We start from the raw sequence: 20,774 nt of genomic DNA, 5'->3' as shown, positions 1-20,774 counted from the left end.
GATCTAATTTAGATATATCGAAATGATTCGATATATCTAAATAGGACGTAAATTATGTTTAGCAAAATGTTTGAAGGCCGCCATCGCGGTCACGGTTGCCGGGAAGAAGGGCATCGCGGCCATTGCCGCAATGAGTCAGAACGCAGCGATCACAGCGAGCGCCACATGTTGCGCCGAGATGGTCGTCATCGTGGAGAAGAACGCGGTGAAGAAGGGCGTGAACGTCGCGGACGGGGCGAAGGTCGTCGCGGGGGGCGTGGCGAGCGTGGTGTACATCGTCTGTTTGAACACGGTGATTTACGCCGCGTACTGCTGGCGCTGGTGGCGAAAAAACCGAGCCACGGTTATGAGCTGATCAAGGCGATTGAAGAAGCGTCGTCCGGTCTCTACGTGCCAAGCCCAGGCGTCATTTATCCGACGCTGACGCTGCTGGAAGAGCAGGATTTTCTCGAGCCTGTTGCGACCGGTAATGGCCGTAAAAGCTATCAGATAACCGAAGCCGGGAAAGTGGAACTTGCGCAACATCAGGCTGCGGTGGATGTGATTTTTGCCCGTCTGGCTGGCGCTCAGCGTCCGCGTGAAAATAATCTGGCAGAAGGTATTCATGAATCAATGCACCGCCTGCGTCACGCGTTGCGCGGCAACATGATGCGTTCGGATTTAACACCGGAGCAGGTGGTGCGTGTGAGTGCGATATTGCAGCAGGCGGCAGAAAGTCTGGAAGCCGAATTTGGCGACGCCAAACCGGAAACCGACGAACCTAAGGCATAAAACGATAGCCCACGCCGGTTTCGGTCAGTAAATGACGTGGCCGGGTGGCGTCGGCCTCCAGTTTCTGGCGCAAATGCCCCATGTAGATGCGCAGATAATGGCTGTGTTCGACGTAATTCGGGCCCCACACGTGGCTCAGCAACTGACGCTGGGTAATGACTTTGCCGCTGTTTGCCAGCAATTCGGCCAGCAGGCGAAACTCAATCGGCGTCAGATGACAATCTTCTCCGTTACGCTGTACGCGGCGGTTAATCAAATCCACCGTCACATCAGCAAACGTCACCAGCGGGCTTTCCTGTGAATTGCCCGCATGACGGCGCAACGCAACGCGAACCCGCGCCAGCAGTTCACCGACGCCAAACGGCTTGGTCAGAAAGTCATCGGCACCGGCATCCAGCGCCGCAATTTTGTCTTCTTCGCTGGTGCGTGCCGACAGCACAATCACCGGGATGGCGCTCCAGTGGCGCAAATCGCGGATATACGTCAGGCCGTCACCATCCGGTAAACCGAGATCGAGAATAATCAGATCCGGCTTACGTGTACCAGCTTCTATCAGCCCGCGTTGCAGCGTCTCACTTTCAAATACCCGCAAGCCTTCCGCCTCGAGTGCCGTGCGCACAAAGCGGCGGATCTCTTTTTCATCTTCAACAATTAAAATATTTACCGGGGATGCGCTCACGTTGCCTCGTCGATGTCAGTGTCCATATCCGCTTCCATCTCAGGCAGGGCTTCCAGCGGCAACCTGAAACGAAAACGCGCGCCGCCGTCAGGGCCATTCTCAGCCCAGATTCGTCCGTCGTGCACCTCAATAATGGCACGACAAATCGCTAATCCCAACCCCACGCCGGGAATGGCTGACTCTTTATTTCCACGGGCAAATTTTTCGAAAATAGCGTGCTCGGCACCGGCCGGAATTCCCGGGCCATTATCCCAGACTTCGATTTCCAGCCACTCATCCAGCGGCGTGGCTTTGATTCCAATCGTCGCGCCAACTCCGGCATATTTATGGGCGTTTTCCAGCAGATTGATCAGCACCCGTTCAATCAGGCTGGCGTCGCAGCTGACCAGCACCATTTCCTTCGGTAAATCGATTTCGATGTGGTCGTGCGCCAGCACCGGTTCAAGCATCCGCAGCGCGCTGCCGGTGATTTCTTCCACCGACTGCCACTCTTTGCGCAAATTAAATCCGCCGGACTGAATGCGCGCCATATCCAGCAAATTATTCACCAGCCTCGTAGTGCTCAGCACCTGCTGGCGGATCTGGCTGGCCTGCGGCGCGTGCTTCGACCCTTCCGATGCCAGATCCAGTGTCAGAATTTCTGCCTGCCCGAACAGCACCGTCAGCGGCGTGCGTAAATCGTTGGAAAGCGCGGAAAGCAGCGAGTTTCTCAGTTGCTCGCGTTCGGTTTCCAGCCGCGCCGTTTCAGCCCTGGCCGCCAGATGCAGACGTTCGAGCGCATTGGCAATCAGCACGGTAAAGGTCTGTAACAGGCGTTGCTGTTCCGGCACTAACAGCTGGCGGATATTGGACGGTTCGACTGCCAGCAGACCGCGCGATTCACCGGAAGCAATCAGCGGCAGAAGCTGATACGGCACGCCGGGCAGGGTATCAGTGCCCGCCCCGGCAGGCAGTTTTTTATCAAAACTCCAGCGGGCGATGGCGTCATCCACCACAATCGACGTGATTTCACCCGCAGGCTGTGCCAGCTCACCGTTCTCCTGCGGCAGCAAAATGGCGGTTTTGGCGTTCAGGCTGGAAGAAATAAAGTGGCGGCTGGTTTGCGCGATGGCTTCCGGCGTCAGCGACTGACTCAGTCCTTTGGACATTTCATACAGATGCTGCGCACGCTTTTCACGGTGGCGCGCAATACGCGCCTGATAACGCACACCGGCGGTCAGATTCCCGATCAGAATACCGACCAGCAGCATCACGCCAAACGTCACCAGATATTGTGCGTCAGTGACCGCCAGCGAGCCGCGCGGCTGCACGAAAAACAGATCAAAACTGACGACGTTGATAACCGCCGCCAGCACCGAAGGCCAGCGACCATAGAACAGCGCCACCACGACCACGCCAAGCAGATACACCATCACCAGGTTAGCCTGGTCAAACGTCGGCACCAGCCATTGTGACAGCACAGTAATCACCGCACACAGCGCCACGGCCAGGGCACAGCCCCGCAACTGGCGGCTGAAACGGTCGGCGAAAGTGCGCGGGTCCTGTTCTTTTCGTGCCGGATTAGGTGGCGAATCTTCCAGCCCGACGACGATTAAATCGAGATCCGGCGCGATATCCGCCAGCTTATCGGCAAAGCTGGCGCTGAATTTCCAGCGTTTTTCGCGGCGGCGGCCGGTCAGAATTTTACCCAGACGATGTTCACGGGCGTAGCGCAGAATAGCCTGTTCTTCCTGCGGATCGGAAAGCGTGGCGGTTTCCGCACCCAGTTCCTGTGCCAGTTTCAGGGAATGCAAAATCGCGCGGCGCTGGCCTTCCGGCAGGCGGTGCAGTCGCGGGGTTTCCACGTAAACGGCGTGCCAGACGCAGCCGAGACGCGCGGCCATGCGGGAAGCGACACGCACCAATTTTTCGTTGCCGCCGCCATGACCAATGCACAGCAACAGCGCGTCGCGGGTATGCCAGACACGGTTGACGCCCTGATCGTCGCGATACTCACGCATCTGATCGTCCACGCGGTCGGCGGTGCGACGCAGTGAAAGTTCGCGCAGGGCAATCAGATTACCTTTGCGAAAGAAGTGTTCGATGGCGCGTTCGGCCTGACCAGGGATATAAACTTTGCCTTCTTTCAGGCGCTGACGCAGGGAATCGGGGGGTAAATCTACCAGTACCACTTCGCTGGCGTCATCAAACAAACGGTCGGGAACCGTTTCGCGAATAATAATGCCGGTAACGCCGCTGACCACATCGTTCAGGCTTTCGAGGTGCTGAACGTTGACGGTAGTAAACACGTCGATCCCGGCATCAAGTAATTCTTCGACATCCTGCCAGCGCTTCGGATGGCGGGATCCGGCGGCATTGCTGTGCGCCAGTTCGTCCATCAGGATCAGGGCAGGGCGGCGGGCCAGCGCGGCGTCGAGGTCAAATTCCTGCACCTGACGGCCAAGATGGCTGATGCGTTTCGGCGGTAACAGAGAAAGCCCCGGCAGCAGCGCCTGCGTTTCCTGCCTGCCGTGGGTTTCTACCACGCCAACCAGCACGTCGAGGCCGGTGGCGCGCAGACGCTGTGCTTCCTGCAACATGGCAAAAGTTTTCCCGACGCCCGCACAGGCGCCGAAAAAGACTTTCAGTTGCCCGCGTGGCTTCTCGTTGGCGAGCGCCAGCAGGCTGTCAGGATCGGGGCGGTCGTCAGTCATATTTTCCTTATTGAGCTTTCAGTTCATCCAGCGCCTGATTCAGCCCGAGCACGTTAACCACGTCAGGGCCGAGGAAACCAATCAGCGGTGATGATGTATTATCATCAATCAATTTATTCACTTGCGCCAGTGGCAGACCGCGCGCGGCAGCAATGCGCGGTGCCTGCCATTGTGCGGATTCCACCGAAATCTGCGGATCTAAACCGCTGCCGCTGGCGGTCACCAGATCCACCGGCACCGCAGCCGGACTTTGCGGATTCGCCTTACGCAGTGCCGCCACACGGTCTTTCACCGCCTGATCCAGCGCCGGATTACTGGCCGCCAGATTACTGCCACCGGAAGCCATCGGGTTATACGGCGAGTCGGAGGTGACAGATGGACGCCCCCAGAAATAATCATCGCGGGTAAAATTCTGCCCGATCAGTTCTGAGCCAATCACTTTATTGCCGCTGTCTTTAATCAGCGACCCCATCGCCTGAGTGCTGAACACCAGCTCAGAAACGCCGGTGGTCAGCAGCGGATAAACGACGCCGGTCGCCAGTGTCAGCAGAACCGTCATCACCAGAGCCGGGCGGACATAGGACATTCTTTTAACGGACATAATGGTCTTCCTCAAAAATCAGCTCAGATGTAAAACGGTCAGGATCACGTCAATCAGTTTGATACCGGCAAACGGCACCAGCAGGCCGCCGACGCCATAAATCCACAGGTTACGGCGCAGCAGCGCGGCGGCACTCATGGCTTTATAGCTCACGCCTTTTAGCGCCAGTGGGATCAGAAACACAATCACCAGGGCGTTGAAAATAACCGCCGACATAATGGCCGACGACGGCGACGTCAGATGCATCACGTTCAGCGCATTCAGCTGCGGATACGTTGCCGCGAACGCCGCAGGAATAATGGCGAAATACTTCGCCACATCGTTGGCGATACTGAATGTGGTCAGCGAGCCACGGGTCATCAGCATCTGTTTACCGATGTGTACCACTTCAATCAGTTTGGTCGGGTTGGAATCGAGATCGACCATGTTCCCGGCTTCTTTCGCCGCCTGCGTCCCCGAGTTCATCGCCACCGCCACATCGGCCTGCGCCAGTGCAGGAGCGTCGTTGGTGCCGTCGCCGGTCATCGCCACTAAACGGCCTTCGGACTGATACTGGCGGATCAGAGCCAGTTTGGCTTCCGGCGTGGCTTCCGCCAGAAAATCATCGACACCCGCTTCCGCAGCAATCGCGGCGGCGGTCAGACGGTTATCCCCGGTAATCATCACCGTTTTGATACCCATTTTGCGCAGCTCGGCGAAACGTTCCTTAATGCCGCCTTTGACGATGTCTTTTAGCTCGACCACGCCCAGCACTTTCGCGCCTTCCGCCACCACCAGCGGCGTGCCGCCTTTACGCGCGACGTTTTCCACCAGGCCATCGACGGCTTTCGGGAATGTGCCGCCGTTGGATTCCACATGGCGACGAATCGCATCCACCGCACCTTTGCGGATGCTGCGCTCGCCGACGTTAACGCCGCTCATGCGGGTCTGTGCGGAGAAGGGGACGAAGGTCGCATTCAGTGAATGGATGTCGCGTTCGCGCAGGTTAAAGCGTTGCTTCGCCAGCACCACGATACTGCGGCCTTCCGGCGTTTCATCCGCCAGAGAAGATAACTGTGCGGCATCGGCCAGCTCCTGTTCCGTCACCTGAGGGGCGGGCAGAAACTGAGATGCCTGACGATTACCGAGCGTGATGGTGCCGGTTTTATCCAGCAGCAGCACATCCACGTCACCGGCGGCTTCCACCGCACGGCCACTGGTAGCGATAACGTTGGCTTCCAGCATGCGGCTCATCCCCGCCACGCCGATGGCTGACAACAAGCCACCGATGGTGGTCGGGATCAGACACACCAGCAGCGCGACCAGCACGGTGACGGTAACCGGAATACCGGCGTGACTGGCGCCCACGCTGAACAGAGAGAACGGATATAACGTGGCTGTCGCCAGCACGAACACCAGCGTCAGCGCCACCAGCAAAATGGTCAGCGCCACTTCGTTTGGCGTTTTGCGGCGTTTCGCGCCTTCGACCATCGCAATCATGCGATCGAGGAAGGTATCGCCGGGGTTCGCCGAACACTCGACCACCAGCCAGTCAGATAAGACGCGCGTTCCGCCGGTAACAGAGGAAAAGTCGCCACCGGATTCGCGGATAACCGGTGCGGATTCACCGGTAATGGCGCTTTCATCCACTGACGCGCCGCCGACCAGCACTTCACCGTCGCAGGGCACGGTATCACCCGCTTCGATCAGCACGTAATCGCCTTTGCGCAGCGTATCGGCGGCGACTTTAATCACCGGTGATTCAGGGCGCGGTTCATAAATCTTTTTCGCCCAGCTGGTCTTCTGCACGCCTTTCAGGCTCTGCGCCTGCGCCTTACTGCGGCCTTCCGCCAGCGCTTCGGCGAAGTTGGCAAACAGCACGGTGAACCACAGCCACAGCGACACACTGCCGGTAAAGGCCGCGCTGCCGTCAGTGCGATTCATCAGGATCGCCAGCCAGATAATTGTGGTCAGAATGCTGCCCAGATACACCACGAACATCACCGGATTGCGCCACTGAACGCGGGGATCCAGTTTTTTCACTGAATCCAGCAGGGCAGTGCGGATCAGACGGGGTTCAAATAACGCACGTTGTTTACGACTCATCTTTTTAGTCTCTATATTCATCAGTTCAACGAGTTATGCAGCATTACTGTGCTGACCAGACCTGCAAATGTTCCGCGACCGGCCCCAGCGCCAGCGCCGGAATAAAGGTTAGCGCGCCCACTAACAGCACGGTGCCAACCAGCAGGCCGATAAACAGCGGACCGGACGTCGGCAGGGTGCCGTTGCCTGCCTGCTGGCGCTTTTTCGCCACCAGTGAACCGGCAATCGCCAGCACCGGAATGATCACCCCGAAGCGGCCAAAGAACATGCAGGCTGCCAGCAGCAGGTTGTAGAACGGCGTGTTGACGCTCAGCCCGGCAAACGCGCTGCCGTTGTTGTTGGCGGCGGAAGACACCGCGTACAGCACTTCACTGAAACCGTGTGCGCCTGGGTTTAAAATCCCCGCACGACCGGCGTCGGTGACCAGCGCCAGCGCGGTGCCGAGCAGCACCAGCGTGGGTGTGACCAGGATCGCCAGCGCGGTCATTTTCATGTCGTAAACGTCGATTTTCTTACCGAGATATTCCGGCGTGCGGCCGATCATCAGCCCTGCGATAAACACCGTCAGCAGCACGAACAGCAGCATGCCGTACAGCCCTGAGCCCACGCCGCCGAACACCACTTCACCAATCTGCATCAGCCACATCGGCACCATGCCACCGAGTGCGGTAAAGGAATCGTGCATGGCGTTGACCGCACCGCACGACGCCGCCGTCGTGACCACCGCATACAGACTGGAGGCCAGAATACCGAAGCGGCTTTCCTTACCTTCCATATTGAAGTTGCTGTTGGCACCGAGCATCGTGAAGTGCGGATTGCCTTTCAGTTCGGCGTACATCACTACCACTACGCAGACCACGAATATCACCGACATCGCCCAGACCAGCGCGTGACCCTGACGGTTGTCGCCGACCACGCGGCCAAACGCGAAGCACAGTGCACAAGGGATGATGAATATCGCCAGCATCTGCACCATGTTGGTCAGCGCTGTCGGATTCTCAAACGGATGTGCTGAGTTAGCGCCAAAGAAGCCGCCACCGTTGGTGCCAAGCATTTTGATCGCTTCCTGCGAAGCTACCGGCCCCATCGGTAATGTCTGTTGCAGACCTTCCAGCGTAGTGATGTGCTGATACGCTTCGAAGTTTTGCAGCACGCCCTGACTGACGAAAAACAGCGCCAGCAGGAAGGACACCGGCAGCAGCAGATACAACGTGATGCGCCATAAATCCGTCCAGGCATTTCCGATGGTCTGCGCTGAAGGGCGCGCAAAGGCGCGGATCAGGGCGAATGCTACGGCGATACCGGTTGCAGCAGAGAGGAAGTTCTGGACGGTCAGCCCGACCATCTGACTGAGATAACTCAGCGTGCTTTCGCCGCTGTATGCCTGCCAGTTAGTGTTGGTGACGAAGCTTACTGACGTGTTAAAGGCCAGATCCCATGACAGCCCGCCAAAATGCTGCGGGTTCATCGGCAATACGCCCTGCGCCATCAGCATCGCCATCAGTACAATGATGCCCAGAACGTTAAACACCATGATCGCCAGCGCGTACTGCCACCAGTTCATTTCGGCATGGCTGCTGCCAGACGTGCGTAAAACACCGTTTTCTATGCGCTGTATAAACGCGCCGGGCTGTCCTTCAATCAGTTGAGCAATAAAGTTTCCCAGTGGTTTTGCCAGCAGCAAAAGCACCAGCATAAAACTGGCAATCAGTAAGGATCCGGTTGCGGCCATTTAAAAATCCTCCGCATTCAGCAGGGCATAAACCAGATAGCCGAGCAGCAGAAGAACCAGTAATGCGCCGCAGATTACGCCAACACTCACAATCCACCTCCACAGGTGTGTTTTTATGTTGTGGCGAGAATAAGGAAAGGCGGGAAAAGATCCTGAAAAGAAACAAAGCCTGCGTGTAAAAAAAGTATAAAAATGCGCAAAAAATGAAACTCCAGAGAAACTTTAATTGCGTATTTATTTAACCATTCTGTAACTCAATTACAGCAATAGGGCAAAATTGGCGAATATTTACACTTCTGAGTGGTCAGATGAGTAGTAAAATTTCACCAATTGCAGTATATTTTTCGCAACTTACAGTTTCCGAAAAATATGACAGGAGCAACGCTATGAGTGCTATGAATGATTACACGCCGTACACAATGACCCGCATACTGGCCCGCCGCGCTTTTGTTATCGCAGCCGGTGTTCTGGCTCTGCCGGTTATGCTATTCCGCGCCGACCGCGCCCGTTTTTACAGCTATTTACACCGCGTCTGGATGAAAACCAGCGATAAGCCTGTGTGGCTGAGTCATGCTGAGATGGCGACACAAGATTTCTACTGAGTTATTCCCGTCGTCCTTGACGCCGCAGCTGCGTTGGCTACATTCGCTCACCCGAATCACTGACCTCAGTCAGCTCATCGGGAATTGCTCATTTGCCGCCTTGCTGCAACTGCAATGACTCGTGACTAACCTGAGGCAGGATAAAACCCCGTTTCCCCGACGGGGTTTTTTATTGTCCGCCGTTAAACCTGTACAACATTATTTTTATGTATAACTTGTGCTAAGGTTATACATGCAGGTGATGAAGTTCAGGCACCCCTTTTTTTTCTTACTTCCGGGAGCTGATCATGGCGAAAACAATTCCAGTTGGCATCAGTGCATGTCTGTTGGGTGACAACGTCCGTTTCGATGGCGGTCATAAACGCCTGGCATTTGCGGTCGAGCAATTGTCGCCTTATGTGCGCTTTGAGTCTGTCTGCCCGGAAATGGCCATCGGCTTACCGTCACCCCGCGCGGCGCTGCGTCTGATTAAAAGTGACGATGGCGTGATCATGCGATTCAGCAACGACGAAACCACCGATCTCACCGAGAAAATGCAGGCTTACGCCGAGAAACGCGTCGCGCCGCTTGATCATCTTTGCGGCTATATCGTCTGCGCAAAATCCCCCAGCTGCGGGATGGAACGTGTGCGTGTTTACAGCGCCAACGGTAAGGACGCTAAGAAATCCGGTGTCGGTATTTATACCGCCGAGCTGATGAAACAGCATCCGTGGTTACCGGTGGAAGAAGACGGGCGGCTGAACGACCCTGTTTTACGCGAGAATTTTGTCGAGCGTATTTTTACGCTGTTCGAACTGAATCAGCTGCGTGATAGCGGTCTGACGCGCGGCAAACTGATGGCGTTTCACAGCCGTTATAAACTGATTTTGCTGGCTCATTCACAGCCTGAATATCGTGAACTGGGGCGTTTTGTTGCCGTGATGGCGGAGTGGGATTCCCTCGATGAATACTTTAAAGAATACCGCCAGCGACTGATGACTCTGATGAGTCACAAAGCCACGCGCCGTAATCACACCAATGTGCTGATGCATGTGCAGGGATATTTCCGCAAACAGCTGAGTTCGCCGCAACGTCAGGAACTGGCCGGGCTTATCGACCGTTACCGTCAGGGCATGCAACCGCTGCTGGCACCTATCACTTTACTCAAGCATTACATGTCGGAATATCCGGACGCTTATCTGGCTGACCAGCGCTATTTCGAGCCATACCCGGAAGCCTTAAAACTTCGATACGGACATTAAAAGGAGTGTTATGACCACGCATTTAGTCTGGTTCCGTAATGACCTGCGGATAACCGATAACCGCGCGTTGCACGCCGCTTGTGAAGATCCGCAGGCACGTGTCATTGCCCTTTTTATCGCCACGCCGGAACAGTGGAAGCAGCATGAAATGGCGCCGCGTCAGGCGATGTTTATTTATCAGCACCTTCAGGCACTGCAACATGCACTGGCGGAACGCGGGATAGAACTGCATTACCACCAGTGTGATGATTTTGCCGAAAGCGTGGACTGGCTAAAAGATTTCTGCAACGCCGAAAAAGTGGATACGCTGTTTTACAATAAACAGTATGAAATCAATGAGCTTAAGCGTGATGCGGCACTGGAGAAAGTGATCAGAGAATCGGTCATCTGCCATGCGTTTGACGACAGCCTGCTGCTGCCGCCGGGTTCGGTAACGACCGGCAATAATGAGATGTACAAGGTGTATACACCTTTTCGCCGGGCGTTTTTATCCCGCCTGACCGAATCTGACAGCCGTTCCTTACCTGCGCCACCCGCCCGCGAGAATGTCGGAAAAGTGGTGATGCACCGGCTGATGCCGTTTGATTATCCGCTGGCCGATATTGGTAAAGATTTTGCGATTGGTGAGGAAGCCGCCCGCAACCAGTTACGCAGTTTTTGCCGTGAACAGGTGCAGGATTATCTCGAACAGCGCGATTTACCGGCGGTCGATGGCACCAGTTCGCTTTCGCCGTATCTGGCGATTGGTGTGCTATCGCCGCGCCAGTGTCTGAACCGTCTGCGCACCGAATGCCCGCAGGTGCTGGAGAAAACCGACGGCGGCGCATTCGGCTGGCTGAATGAGCTGGTGTGGCGTGAGTTTTACCGCCATCTGATCGTCGCCTGGCCGAAGCTTTGCAAACATAAGCCGTTCGTGGAATGGACCGACAATGTGCGCTGGCGTCATGCGCCGGAAGAGTTGCAGGCGTGGAAAGACGGGAAAACCGGTTATCCGATTGTTGATGCGGCCATGCGTCAGCTGAATGCGACCGGCTGGATGCATAACCGCCTGCGCATGATTGTCGCCAGTTTTCTGGTGAAAGATTTGCTGATTAACTGGCGGGAAGGCGAGCGGTATTTCATGTCGCAACTGCTCGACGGTGACCTGGCAGCCAACAATGGCGGCTGGCAGTGGGGCGCGTCTACCGGTACCGACGCCGCACCGTATTTTCGCATTTTCAATCCGACGACGCAGGGAGAACGTTTTGACAAAGCCGGACGCTTTATCAAAGCCTGGGTGCCTGAACTTGCGGATGTGCCAGAAAGAGACATTCATCAACCCCATCGCTGGGCGGAAAAACATCAGCGCGTGCTAGACTATCCGCTGCCGGTTATTGATCACGCGCGGGCACGTAAAGATACGCTTGCGGCGTTTGAGGCGGCAAAAAACCGGTCTGACTGACCTTATTCTCTCACCACGACAAGGAGCGATGTGATGAAAAAACACCTGCTGGCGCTGATGCTGGTGTGCTGGGCGGGACAGGCCACCGCGGGATTTGATGTGGTGGCGCTGGGCGTGAACGGCGGCGTAGAAGAAGGTAATCTCACCTCGTACCTCATCAGAAGTGATGACCAAAAACTCTATCTCGGGCTGGACGCCGGTTCTGTTTTACCGGGCATCCGCAAGGCACTGGATAAGGGCAGCTTCCCGCAGTTGACGGCTGAAAATGCCGCGCCGCTGACGCCGCAGGGCGCGGTTTTCCGTAATCTTATCGGCGGATACTTTATCAGCCACGGTCATCTCGACCATCTGGCGGGGCTGATTATCAGCTCGCCGGAAGACACTAAAAAACCGATTTACGGCTCGGCGGACACCATCGGCACGCTGCGTCAGCATTATTTCAATGGCCGTATCTGGCCAAACTTCACCGACTCCGGCAGCGGTTTGCGCATCGGCACTTATCGCCTGAACCAGCAACGTCCGGCGCAGCGTTTCTCCCTCGGCCTGACCGGCCTGGACGGCAATATTTATCCCCTGAGTCACGGCGGTACGCCGTCGAGCATGATCCTTGTGAGCCGTAACAAAGAGTCGTTTGCGTTCTTCGGTGATACCGGCCCTGACGAAGTGGAAAAATCGAAGAACCTGGATACCGTCTGGCGCGTGCTGGGCGATGAGGTTAAAGCCAAACGTCTGAAAGGCATCATCATCGAAACGTCGTATCCCGATGGCGTGCCTGACAGCAAACTGTTCGGTCATCTGACACCGGACTGGCTGCTCAAAGAGCTGGGATATTTGCAGCAATACGCCGGTGGCGCGGGTTCGCTGAAAGATCTGACGGTGATTATCAGCCACGTAAAACCGAGCCTGAAAGCAGGCGTGGATCCTGAAAAAGAGATCATGGCGCAGCTGGAGAAAGGCAATAATCTGGGCGTGAAGTTTGTCAGAATGGCGCAGGGTGATAAATTAGAGGTCAAATAGACCATCCATTTAAAAACGAGAAACGCCATGAATAATCTCCAGCTGGAAATGCTGATCAACCAGAAACTGGACGTCAGTAACTTCCACGATTACGCACCCAATGGTTTACAGGTAGAAGGCCGCCGTAACGTGCAGCGCGTGGTGACCGGGGTGACGGCGTCTCAGGATTTGCTGGATGCCGCCATTGCCGTGGAAGCTGACGCCATTCTGGTTCATCACGGTTATTTTTGGAAAAATGAACCGGCAGTGGTTCGCGGAATGAAGCGTAATCGTCTGAAAACGTTGCTGGTCAGTGATACCAATTTATACGGTTACCACTTGCCGCTGGACGCGCATCCTGAACTGGGAAACAACGCGCAACTGGCAAAACTGTTCGGGATTAATGTGCAGGGTGAAGTGATGCCGCTGGTGCCTTACGGGGAACTGGACAAGCCGCTGACCGGTGAAGAACTGCGTCAGCGTATCGAAGTCACTCTGGACCGCAACGTGCTGCACAGTTCGCAGGGCGGACCGGCTGAGATCCGCCGTGTCGCCTGGTGTTCCGGCGGTGGTCAGGGCTTTATCCAGCAGGCGGCAGAATTTGGCGTTGATGCCTTTATCAGTGGCGAAGTGTCAGAACAGACCATCCATATTGCGCGTGAAATGGGCATCCATTTCTACGCTGCCGGCCATCACGCTACCGAACGTTATGGCGTGAAAGCGCTGGGCGAATGGTTAGCTGCGGAACATGGATTAGATGTTATGTTTATCGACATCGATAACCCTGCCTAGGGGCTATCTTATTTGCCATTTTGAATCCGGTCAGTGCTCGTGACAGTCACATACTCACGGTACGCTCCTGTCCCTGCGCGCTGGCCGAATCCAAATTGCCTGCAACGATTACGCCCCTTACTGATGTATCGTTTTATCAGTTGTCTCTTCAGAAACGCTGTCTTCCAGCAGGGTAAACGCCCGCTGTAATCCGGTATCCACTTCGGGGTCTGCGCCCTGCGGTGGATACTTGCTTTCCTCTTCCGGTTCTTCTGCGGCCTCGTTTTCCTCAACCTGCGGTTCGACGACGTTTTCCGGCGCGGGCATGGTTTCCTGAATCATCTGTTCATCAAACGCCGGATTCAGGGCAGGAGAAAGCGGTGAACTGCTCAGACTGTCTGGCATGGCGATGTGCGGAACCGGTGCATCGACCGCCATCTGCGTCTCTTCTTCCTTCTTCGATGTCCTGCTTAGCGCCATAATGCCGCCGCCACACAGGGCGAAAAAGGCATACAGAATATTGCCACCCAGTGGCTCGATCAGCGCGCCAACTGCCAGCGGCCCGATACAGGCACCGACGCCAAATGCCATCAGCAGACAGGCGGACAGCGAAACACGTCGTTCCGGCGCGATCATGTCATTGGCCAGAGCGACGACCAGCGGGTACAAGGTGAACTGCATCAGGCTGACGATAAAACCAATGCCGAGCAGCAGCGGGAAGGAGATATGCGTCAGCAGCGCCAGCGGCAAGGCGGCGACGGCCAGCAAGATGGCGTTGATGCGCATCAGCATGTTGCGGTTATAGCGATCCGACAGCCAGCTCAGCGGGAACTGCGCCAGCAATCCGGCGAAAATCGCCAGCGCCATAAACAGGCCGGTTTGTTGTGTGCTCAGCGATTGCTGACTGGTATAAATCGGTGCCAGCCCGTAGAAGGAACCGACCACCATGCCGATCAGCAGCGTGATGGCCAGCACTTTGGGGATCGCGCCGATAAAGAATTTCAACTCCATCGGTGCCGGTGACATATGGCCGACGTTGGTGCGGGTCGTCAGGGCAATCGGCACCAGACACAGCGCGAAACACAGCGCGATAACGATAAGCGTACTGACGCCTAAATCGCTGTTGAGCATCAGCACCACCTGACCCAGCGCCATCCCGAGATAAGACGCCACCATATAAAAGCCGAACACCACGCCGCGCTGATTAGCTTCAGCCTGATCGTTGAGCCAGCTTTCCAGCACCATATATTGCACCATCATGCACAAGCCAATGATCAGGCGCAGCACCACCCAGACGGGAATAATGTCGGTCAGGCCGTGACCGAGCACTGCGGCGGTAATGATGCCGGAGCAGGAAACATAAGCGCGAATATGCCCGACGCGGGCGATCAGGATATGGCCGACTTTGCCACCGATCACCAGCCCGATGTAGTTAGCAGCAATAATTGCCCCGATCATCGCGCCGCTGACGTGGACAGCGGAAAGACGCAGGGAAATATAAGTCGTCAGCAGGCCGGAGCCCAGCAGCATCAGTAATGTCGTGGTGTAGAGCGGAAAGAAGAGTGCTAATGGTTTTCTCACAGGCCATCCCTATTGTGTAACGAAGGCGTTATCCAAACGCTAAAAAAAACAGCAACTTTTATGAGAGTACCAGTTGCGGACGGCGGACGAAACCTCAGTGTCCCGCGCAATCGGGCAGATGTGTTGACATCACTACTCGATTTCACGCATAACTGATAACAAATCACACACTATTGATTTGTGAATAACCTGATGATCCACAACCCTTCTTTGAGGAGTGCCTGAGTGCAACGAGCACGATGTTACCTGCTGGGTGAACGCGCGGTAGTGCTGGAACTGGAACCCCCGGTTTCGCTGGCGAGCCAGCAACGTATCTGGGGACTGGCTCAGCGTTTACAGGACCGGGCGATGTATCCCGGTGTCCGCGAAGTCATACCCGGTATGAATAATCTGACGGTGTTACTCACCGACGCGCAAAGTTCGGCGCTGGACGCCATTGAACGCCTGCAAAACTGGTGGGAAGAAAGCGAAGCGATTGAGCCGGCATCACGGCTGATTGAAATTCCGGTGATTTACGGCGGCGCACAGGGGCCGGATTTAGAGCATGTGGCGCAACATACGGGCATGACACCGCGTCAGGTGGTGGAATGCCACAGCGGCGTGGATTACACCGTTTATTTTCTGGGTTTCCAGCCCGGCTTCCCGTATCTGGGCGGCATGTCGGAGAAACTGGTGACGCCGCGTCACGGCGAACCGCGTCTTTCCGTGCCTGCGGGTTCGGTCGGTATCGGTGGCAGCCAGACGGGGATTTATCCGCTTGCCACGCCGGGCGGCTGGCAGCTGATCGGGCAAACGCCCCTGACGATGTTTGACCCGCTGCGTGAAGTACCGACATTACTTTTGCCGGGTGACAGCGTGCGCTTCGTGCCACAAAAGGAGGGCGTATGCTGAAGGTTTTACGCGCAGGGATGTTTACCACCGTTCAGGATTCAGGGCGTAACGGTTACCGCCAGCAAGGCGTCAGTCAGTCCGGCGCGCTGGATGCACCGGCATTGCGGATTGCCAATTTGCTGGTCGGCAATGATGAGAATGCCGCTGGTCTGGAAATCACGCTCGGTCAGTTCAGCGCAGAGTTCCACCGTGAAGGATGGATTGCGCTGACCGGCGCGGGTTGCCACGCGCAGCTCGACGGCAAAGATATCTGGACCGGCTGGAATTATCCGGTGAAACCGGGGCAGATTCTCACCATGAAAATGCCCACACGCGGTATGCGCAGCTATCTGGCGATTTCCGGCGGCATCGATGTGCCGGAAGTCATGGGGTCGCGCAGTACAGATCTGAAAGCCAAATTCGGCGGTTTTCAGGGGCGTCAGTTGCAGGATGGCGACCAACTGCCTACCGGTGATTCGTATCAGCAGCCAAAGCATTCCGGCGGCATTAAACAGCTGCTGTTCGGCAACCGCATCCGTGCCTTGCCGGGGCCGGAATATCAGGAGTTCAGCGCGCAGTCGCGTGAAGAATTCTGGCGCGTCTCGTGGCAGCTCAGCCCGCAAAGTAACCGTATGGGATACCGTCTGCACGGACATGTTCTGAAGCGCGAAACTGACCGCGAAATGTTATCGCATGGCCTGTTGCCGGGCGTGGTGCAGGTACCGCATGGCGGGCAGCCGATTGTGCTGATGGCTGATGCACAGACTACCGGCGGTTATCCGCGTATCGCCTGCGTCATCGAAGCGGATTTATATAATCTGGCACAAATCCGTCTGGGTGAGCCGGTTCATTTTGTTCAATGCACTCCGGCAGAGGCTCAGAAAGCGCTGCGCGAACAGACGCAGTTTATTGAACAGGTCAAACGGGGGCTGCATGGTCGTTGATCTCAATGCAGATTTAGGCGAAGGCTGCGCCAACGATGAAGCGCTGTTACAGCTGGTCAGTTCCGCCAATATTGCCTGCGGATTTCACGCTGGTGACGCGCAAACCATGCGGCAATCCGTGCGCTGGGCATTGAAATACGGGGTGGCAATAGGCGCGCATCCGTCGTTTCCTGACCGCGAAAACTTTGGCCGCACCGCGATGCGGCTGCCGCCTGAAACGGTATACGCACAGGTGGTGTATCAGCTCGGCGCGCTGGTGGCTATCACTCGCGCAGAAGGCGGGGAAATGGTTCACGTGAAGCCGCACGGTATGCTTTACAACCAGGCCGCGACCGACGCTATTCTGGCGGATGCGATTGCGCGCGCTGTGCATACTATCGACCCGGCGCTGCGCCTGGTCGGGCTGGCGGGCAGTGAATTGATCCACGCGGGTGAGCGGCTCGGACTGCAAACGCGTCAGGAAGTCTTTGCTGACCGGCGGTATCAAAGTGACGGCACGCTGGTGCCCCGCAGTCAGCCGGATGCCATGATTGAAAGCGACGAAATGGCGCTGGATCAGACGCTGGCAATGGTGCAGCAGGGTAAAGTTCTCAGCCGCGAAGGACTCTGGGTGCCGGTCAGCGCCGATACTGTTTGCCTGCATGGCGACGGTGAGCATGCACTGACTTTCGCCCGCCGGTTGCGGGAAGCGTTTGGTGAGCAACAAATTCAAATCAGCGCGGGCTGATCTTAGGGAATATCGATGCGTAAAGTTCTGGTAACCGGTTTTGAACCTTTTGGCGGCGAGCGCGTGAATCCGTCATGGGAAGTGGTGAAACAGCTGGGCGACCTGGAATTATCCGGCGCGCAGATTGTGGTGCGACAGCTGCCGTGCGTATTTGGCAAAGCCATTGATGCGCTGAATGCGGCAATAGATGAGATCCTGCCCGAAATGGTAATTTGCGTCGGACAGGCGGGCGGGCGCGTAGATTTTAGCCTCGAACGTGTGGCGATCAACGTCGATGATGCGCGTATTCCTGATAACCAGGGGCATCAGCCGGTGGATGAAACCATTGTTGAAGGCGGACCAGCAGCCTATTTTTCCTCACTGCCGATCAAAACGATTGTCAGCGGATTACGCGAATCCGGCATTCCGGCGTGCGTGTCGCAAACTGCCGGAACTTATGTCTGTAATCATGTGATGTACGGGCTCATGCACCGGCTGGCGCAACCATCATGCAAAGTGGTGAAGGGCGGTTTTATCCATATTCCTTATCTGCCTGAGCAGGCGGCTAAACATCCCGGTGCGCCAAGTATGTCAGTACACACTGTCCTGAACGCCCTTGAGTTGACTATCGCGATTGCGCTGCACACAGAACAGGATTTGAAAATTGCCGAGGGTGCGACTCACTGATGCCTGAAGGTCCTGAAATCCGCCGCGCCGCCGATTTGCTGGCGGCGGCGGTTGTTAATAAGCCGCTCACGGATGTCTGGTTTGCGTTTGGTTCTCTCAAGCCTTATCAGTCCGCATTGCGCAGTACAAAAATCACGTCGATTGAAACGCGCGGCAAAGCGCTGCTGACGCACTTTTCCAACGGGCTGACGCTCTACAGCCACAACCAGCTATACGGTGTCTGGCGGGTGGTTAACGCCGGTGAGGTGGCGAAGGAAACCAAGCGATCCCTGCGGGTAAAACTGGAAACCACCGAAGCCGCCATCCTGCTGTACAGCGCTTCAGAAATCAGTATTTACGATACGGCGGAAATTGAAAATCATCCGTTCCTGCAACGCATCGGGCCAGACGTTCTGGATGAGCGGCTGACGGTCGCGCAGGTACGTGAGCGGTTACTTTCGCCGAAATTCTGCAACCGCCAGCTGGGCGGAATGTTGCTGGATCAGGCATTTCTGGCGGGACTGGGAAACTATCTGCGCGCGGAAATTCTCTGGCTGGCAAAACTGTTGCCGGATCATAAACCCAAAGATCTCAACGATACGGAACTGGATGCGCTGGCGGATGCCTGTTTGTCTGTCGCGCGGCTGTCTTACGCGACGCGTGGAACCATGGATGAAAATGTGCATCATGGCGCGCTGTTTCGTTTTAAGGTGTTTGGCCGGACAGGGCAACCCTGTGAGCGCTGTGGTGATCCGATCGTCAAAACCAGCGTGTCATCACGCCCGTTTTTCTGGTGTCCGGTGTGTCAGATATAATCATATCATTTACATATATTAGATTTGTGCTGACGATGAATGAGCCAGTATGATTTTTAATGCCCGCCGCAAAATTATACTGTGAACAAAGCAATATTTTTCTCTTATTGCCAGTTCGCAGTTTAACGACACAGAGGGTATTTTATGCGTAAACGTACCAGAGCATTATTTATTTCTCTTTGCAGTGTGAGTCTTATTCCCTTCTTCAGCAATGCTGATAATTATCAGACCAGCGTGAAATGCGCTTATTCCCATACATTAGGTGATGATGCAATTTTAATGTTCGATATGCCGGGGCATGCGATGTGGCATGACTTTTTCGGAAATATCGCTACTGATGCTTCTTCGACTTATACGACATTACGGAAAACCCCCGCCACCACCTGTACGGATCTGGCCGATTCATCTGCTTATTGGACACCTTCGCTGAGATTGCCGGACGGTACAGAAGTCAGACCTGCCTATCAGAAAACATATTATCAGACAGTCAACAGTATCGAAAATCCACTCACACCTTTTCCTGAGGGATTACAACTTCTGGCAGGTGATCACAAAGGAACCGCTCCTAATTCACAGGTGAATTTTTTGTGTAATGACGACAAAGGTTATAGCCATAGTGCAGACCGTGTTTGTTTACCTCCGTCATCCAGTGAACCGATACAATTGAATATCGCTATTGAGTTTCCAACGTGCTGGGATGGAATAAATATTGCGGCTAAGCCGGCAGGGGCTACGCATAAACCCAATGCGGTATATGCCGATAAAAACGGTGTTTGTCCTTCCGACTATCCGAAGCATATTCCTAAGGTTAATCTGAATGTGGCATATTTATTTCCAGGGCTGACTTCGCTAGATCTGAGAACAGTCCAGTTATCATTGGATCCTGTCATGAATGGGGATCAACGTATAGAACAATGGGGCACAATTTATACGGCGCATGGTGATTTTATTAATGGTTGGGCACCGGACGCGGCTAAATTCATGACCGAACGCTGCATGAATAATAATTATGACTGTACCAGTTATATGCCATATCATTATGTTGACCCAGTTGCCGATACATATGTGAGCAATAAAGAGGACAGTGATAAAAATTTTGGTACTTCTGATGAATTAATTGTTCAGGGTGATGCATCTAACGCCAGTGAAAGTGCTAATCCTCAAAAGATTATTTTGGTGAAATATAGTATACCTCCTGTGCCTGAAAATTATCCGTCAGAGCAAATGGCTTTATTCAAATACAATGTTCATCTGTATGGAGCGAGAACAACGCTTAGCGGTGCCCAAACAATTTATATTTACCCTACGACGAATGACTGGGATGAAAATAGTTTGACCTGGAATACTCGCCCGATCTGTGATTATAAAACCTATTCAAGATTATATCTGGATGAGGAAAAACAATACCGTGATTTTGATGTCACCGCTATGGTGAAAAAAGCTCAGCAGCAAGGGCAGCAACAAATATCATTTTGTATTAGTGGGGATACCAATAAGAAAGGGGATACTTATACCTTCGGTTCGAGAAACACCCATTATTCCTCTCAGTTGACGGTTGTCGGAATTCAGAGTGAATAAAT

General features: G+C 55.0%; 19 protein-coding genes. 12 read left to right on the top strand and 7 right to left on the bottom strand.

Annotated features, from left to right (window positions below):
• The first annotated feature begins 54 nt into the window (after positions 1–54).
• The gene (locus tag J1784_RS23230) at positions 55–771 is read left to right on the top strand and encodes a PadR family transcriptional regulator (RefSeq protein WP_217151141.1); all 717 of its coding nucleotides are present in this window, start codon (positions 55–57) and stop codon (positions 769–771) included.
• Here J1784_RS23230 and kdpE read toward each other — a convergent pair.
• From kdpE to J1784_RS26670, 6 genes are read right to left on the bottom strand one after another with little or no spacing between them, the layout of a single operon-like run.
• Complete coding sequence (kdpE, locus tag J1784_RS23225; protein WP_120160358.1) at positions 761–1,450, bottom strand: two-component system response regulator KdpE; 690 nt, start codon at positions 1,448–1,450, stop codon at positions 761–763. The genes J1784_RS23230 and kdpE overlap by 11 nt on opposite strands.
• The gene (gene kdpD / locus J1784_RS23220) at positions 1,447–4,143 is read right to left on the bottom strand and encodes a two-component system sensor histidine kinase KdpD (protein ID WP_217151140.1); all 2,697 of its coding nucleotides are present in this window, start codon (positions 4,141–4,143) and stop codon (positions 1,447–1,449) included. Before kdpD ends, kdpE begins: the two co-directional genes overlap by 4 nt.
• Positions 4,144–4,150: 7 nt before the next feature.
• Entirely contained in the window at positions 4,151–4,729 is a 579-nt protein-coding gene (kdpC, locus tag J1784_RS23215) for a potassium-transporting ATPase subunit KdpC (protein WP_217151167.1), read from the bottom strand.
• A gap of 33 nt (positions 4,730–4,762) precedes the next feature.
• On the bottom strand, positions 4,763–6,829 hold the full coding sequence (gene kdpB / locus J1784_RS23210; protein ID WP_217151139.1) for a potassium-transporting ATPase subunit KdpB: 2,067 nt from the start codon (positions 6,827–6,829) through the stop codon (positions 4,763–4,765).
• 43 nt (positions 6,830–6,872) lie between these two features.
• The gene (kdpA, locus tag J1784_RS23205; RefSeq protein ID WP_217151138.1) at positions 6,873–8,561 is read right to left on the bottom strand and encodes a potassium-transporting ATPase subunit KdpA; all 1,689 of its coding nucleotides are present in this window, start codon (positions 8,559–8,561) and stop codon (positions 6,873–6,875) included.
• Positions 8,562–8,651 (bottom strand): K(+)-transporting ATPase subunit F, encoded by a 90-nt coding sequence (locus J1784_RS26670; RefSeq protein ID WP_071823630.1) that lies wholly within the window; start codon positions 8,649–8,651, stop codon positions 8,562–8,564.
• 305 nt (positions 8,652–8,956) lie between these two features.
• On the opposite strand from J1784_RS26670, the gene J1784_RS23195 reads away from it, so the two are divergent.
• The 5 genes from J1784_RS23195 (at position 8,957) to J1784_RS23175 (ending at position 13,633) form a co-directional block, all read left to right on the top strand.
• Positions 8,957–9,163, top strand: coding sequence for a YbfA family protein (locus tag J1784_RS23195; protein WP_013576456.1), 207 nt, complete (start codon positions 8,957–8,959; stop codon positions 9,161–9,163).
• A gap of 287 nt (positions 9,164–9,450) precedes the next feature.
• Positions 9,451–10,404, top strand: a complete 954-nt coding sequence (locus tag J1784_RS23190) for a YbgA family protein (RefSeq protein WP_217151137.1) — start codon at positions 9,451–9,453, stop codon at positions 10,402–10,404.
• Between the two features lie 10 nt (positions 10,405–10,414).
• The gene (gene phrB / locus J1784_RS23185; protein WP_217151136.1) at positions 10,415–11,845 is read left to right on the top strand and encodes a deoxyribodipyrimidine photo-lyase; all 1,431 of its coding nucleotides are present in this window, start codon (positions 10,415–10,417) and stop codon (positions 11,843–11,845) included.
• Positions 11,846–11,878: 33 nt separating this feature from the next.
• Complete coding sequence (locus J1784_RS23180; RefSeq protein ID WP_217151135.1) at positions 11,879–12,862, top strand: MBL fold metallo-hydrolase; 984 nt, start codon at positions 11,879–11,881, stop codon at positions 12,860–12,862.
• Between the two features lie 27 nt (positions 12,863–12,889).
• Positions 12,890–13,633: a type 2 GTP cyclohydrolase I gene (locus J1784_RS23175; protein WP_217151134.1), complete on the top strand. Its 744-nt coding sequence runs from the start codon at positions 12,890–12,892 to the stop codon at positions 13,631–13,633.
• 117 nt (positions 13,634–13,750) lie between these two features.
• Here the strand turns inward: J1784_RS23175 and J1784_RS23170 are convergent, their stop codons facing one another.
• Positions 13,751–15,142, bottom strand: a complete 1,392-nt coding sequence (locus J1784_RS23170; RefSeq protein WP_238485684.1) for an MFS transporter — start codon at positions 15,140–15,142, stop codon at positions 13,751–13,753.
• Between the two features lie 276 nt (positions 15,143–15,418).
• Here J1784_RS23170 and pxpB point away from each other — a divergent pair, with 276 nt between their 5' ends.
• The 6 genes from pxpB to J1784_RS23140 all read left to right on the top strand — a co-directional run bounded on the left by pxpB (position 15,419) and on the right by J1784_RS23140 (position 20,772).
• Positions 15,419–16,084, top strand: coding sequence for a 5-oxoprolinase subunit PxpB (gene pxpB, locus J1784_RS23165; protein WP_217151132.1), 666 nt, complete (start codon positions 15,419–15,421; stop codon positions 16,082–16,084).
• On the top strand, positions 16,078–17,007 hold the full coding sequence (gene pxpC, locus J1784_RS23160) for a 5-oxoprolinase subunit PxpC (RefSeq protein ID WP_217151131.1): 930 nt from the start codon (positions 16,078–16,080) through the stop codon (positions 17,005–17,007). The genes pxpB and pxpC overlap by 7 nt, the downstream gene beginning before the upstream one ends.
• Positions 16,997–17,734 (top strand): 5-oxoprolinase subunit PxpA, encoded by a 738-nt coding sequence (pxpA, locus tag J1784_RS23155; RefSeq protein WP_217151130.1) that lies wholly within the window; start codon positions 16,997–16,999, stop codon positions 17,732–17,734. The genes pxpC and pxpA overlap by 11 nt, the downstream gene beginning before the upstream one ends.
• A gap of 15 nt (positions 17,735–17,749) precedes the next feature.
• Entirely contained in the window at positions 17,750–18,400 is a 651-nt protein-coding gene (pcp, locus tag J1784_RS23150) for a pyroglutamyl-peptidase I (protein WP_217151129.1), read from the top strand.
• The gene (nei, locus tag J1784_RS23145; protein WP_217151128.1) at positions 18,400–19,194 is read left to right on the top strand and encodes an endonuclease VIII; all 795 of its coding nucleotides are present in this window, start codon (positions 18,400–18,402) and stop codon (positions 19,192–19,194) included. The genes pcp and nei overlap by 1 nt, the downstream gene beginning before the upstream one ends.
• A 144-nt stretch (positions 19,195–19,338) precedes the next feature.
• Positions 19,339–20,772 carry a CBM96 family carbohydrate-binding protein gene (locus tag J1784_RS23140; protein WP_217151127.1) on the top strand — a complete coding sequence of 478 codons (1,434 nt, stop codon included), beginning with the start codon at positions 19,339–19,341 and terminating at the stop codon, positions 20,770–20,772.
• Positions 20,773–20,774 lie beyond the last annotated feature (2 nt).

The sequence above is a fragment of the Rahnella ecdela genome, from assembly GCF_019049625.1.
GTDB lineage: Bacteria > Pseudomonadota > Gammaproteobacteria > Enterobacterales > Enterobacteriaceae > Rahnella > Rahnella ecdela.
The sequence above is the reverse complement of the archived record's forward strand: the minus strand, read 5'-3'. Positions and strand labels throughout refer to the sequence as shown.

Bases quoted from the DNA above. Each gene is read 5' to 3' on its own strand.
- J1784_RS23230 (WP_217151141.1), top strand. From the start codon at position 55: ATGTTTAGCAAAATGTTTGAAGGCCGCCATCGCGGTCACGGTTGCCGG.
- kdpD (WP_217151140.1), bottom strand. From the start codon at position 4,143: ATGACTGACGACCGCCCCGATCCTGACAGCCTGCTGGCGCTCGCCAAC.
- kdpC (WP_217151167.1), bottom strand. From the start codon at position 4,729: ATGTCCTATGTCCGCCCGGCTCTGGTGATGACGGTTCTGCTGACACTG.
- kdpB (WP_217151139.1), bottom strand. From the start codon at position 6,829: ATGAGTCGTAAACAACGTGCGTTATTTGAACCCCGTCTGATCCGCACT.
- kdpA (WP_217151138.1), bottom strand. From the start codon at position 8,561: ATGGCCGCAACCGGATCCTTACTGATTGCCAGTTTTATGCTGGTGCTT.
- J1784_RS23195 (WP_013576456.1), top strand. From the start codon at position 8,957: ATGAATGATTACACGCCGTACACAATGACCCGCATACTGGCCCGCCGC.
- J1784_RS23190 (WP_217151137.1), top strand. From the start codon at position 9,451: ATGGCGAAAACAATTCCAGTTGGCATCAGTGCATGTCTGTTGGGTGAC.
- phrB (WP_217151136.1), top strand. From the start codon at position 10,415: ATGACCACGCATTTAGTCTGGTTCCGTAATGACCTGCGGATAACCGAT.
- J1784_RS23180 (WP_217151135.1), top strand. From the start codon at position 11,879: ATGAAAAAACACCTGCTGGCGCTGATGCTGGTGTGCTGGGCGGGACAG.
- J1784_RS23175 (WP_217151134.1), top strand. From the start codon at position 12,890: ATGAATAATCTCCAGCTGGAAATGCTGATCAACCAGAAACTGGACGTC.
- J1784_RS23170 (WP_238485684.1), bottom strand. From the start codon at position 15,142: ATGCTGCTGGGCTCCGGCCTGCTGACGACTTATATTTCCCTGCGTCTT.
- pxpC (WP_217151131.1), top strand. From the start codon at position 16,078: ATGCTGAAGGTTTTACGCGCAGGGATGTTTACCACCGTTCAGGATTCA.
- pxpA (WP_217151130.1), top strand. From the start codon at position 16,997: ATGGTCGTTGATCTCAATGCAGATTTAGGCGAAGGCTGCGCCAACGAT.
- pcp (WP_217151129.1), top strand. From the start codon at position 17,750: ATGCGTAAAGTTCTGGTAACCGGTTTTGAACCTTTTGGCGGCGAGCGC.
- nei (WP_217151128.1), top strand. From the start codon at position 18,400: ATGCCTGAAGGTCCTGAAATCCGCCGCGCCGCCGATTTGCTGGCGGCG.
- J1784_RS23140 (WP_217151127.1), top strand. From the start codon at position 19,339: ATGCGTAAACGTACCAGAGCATTATTTATTTCTCTTTGCAGTGTGAGT.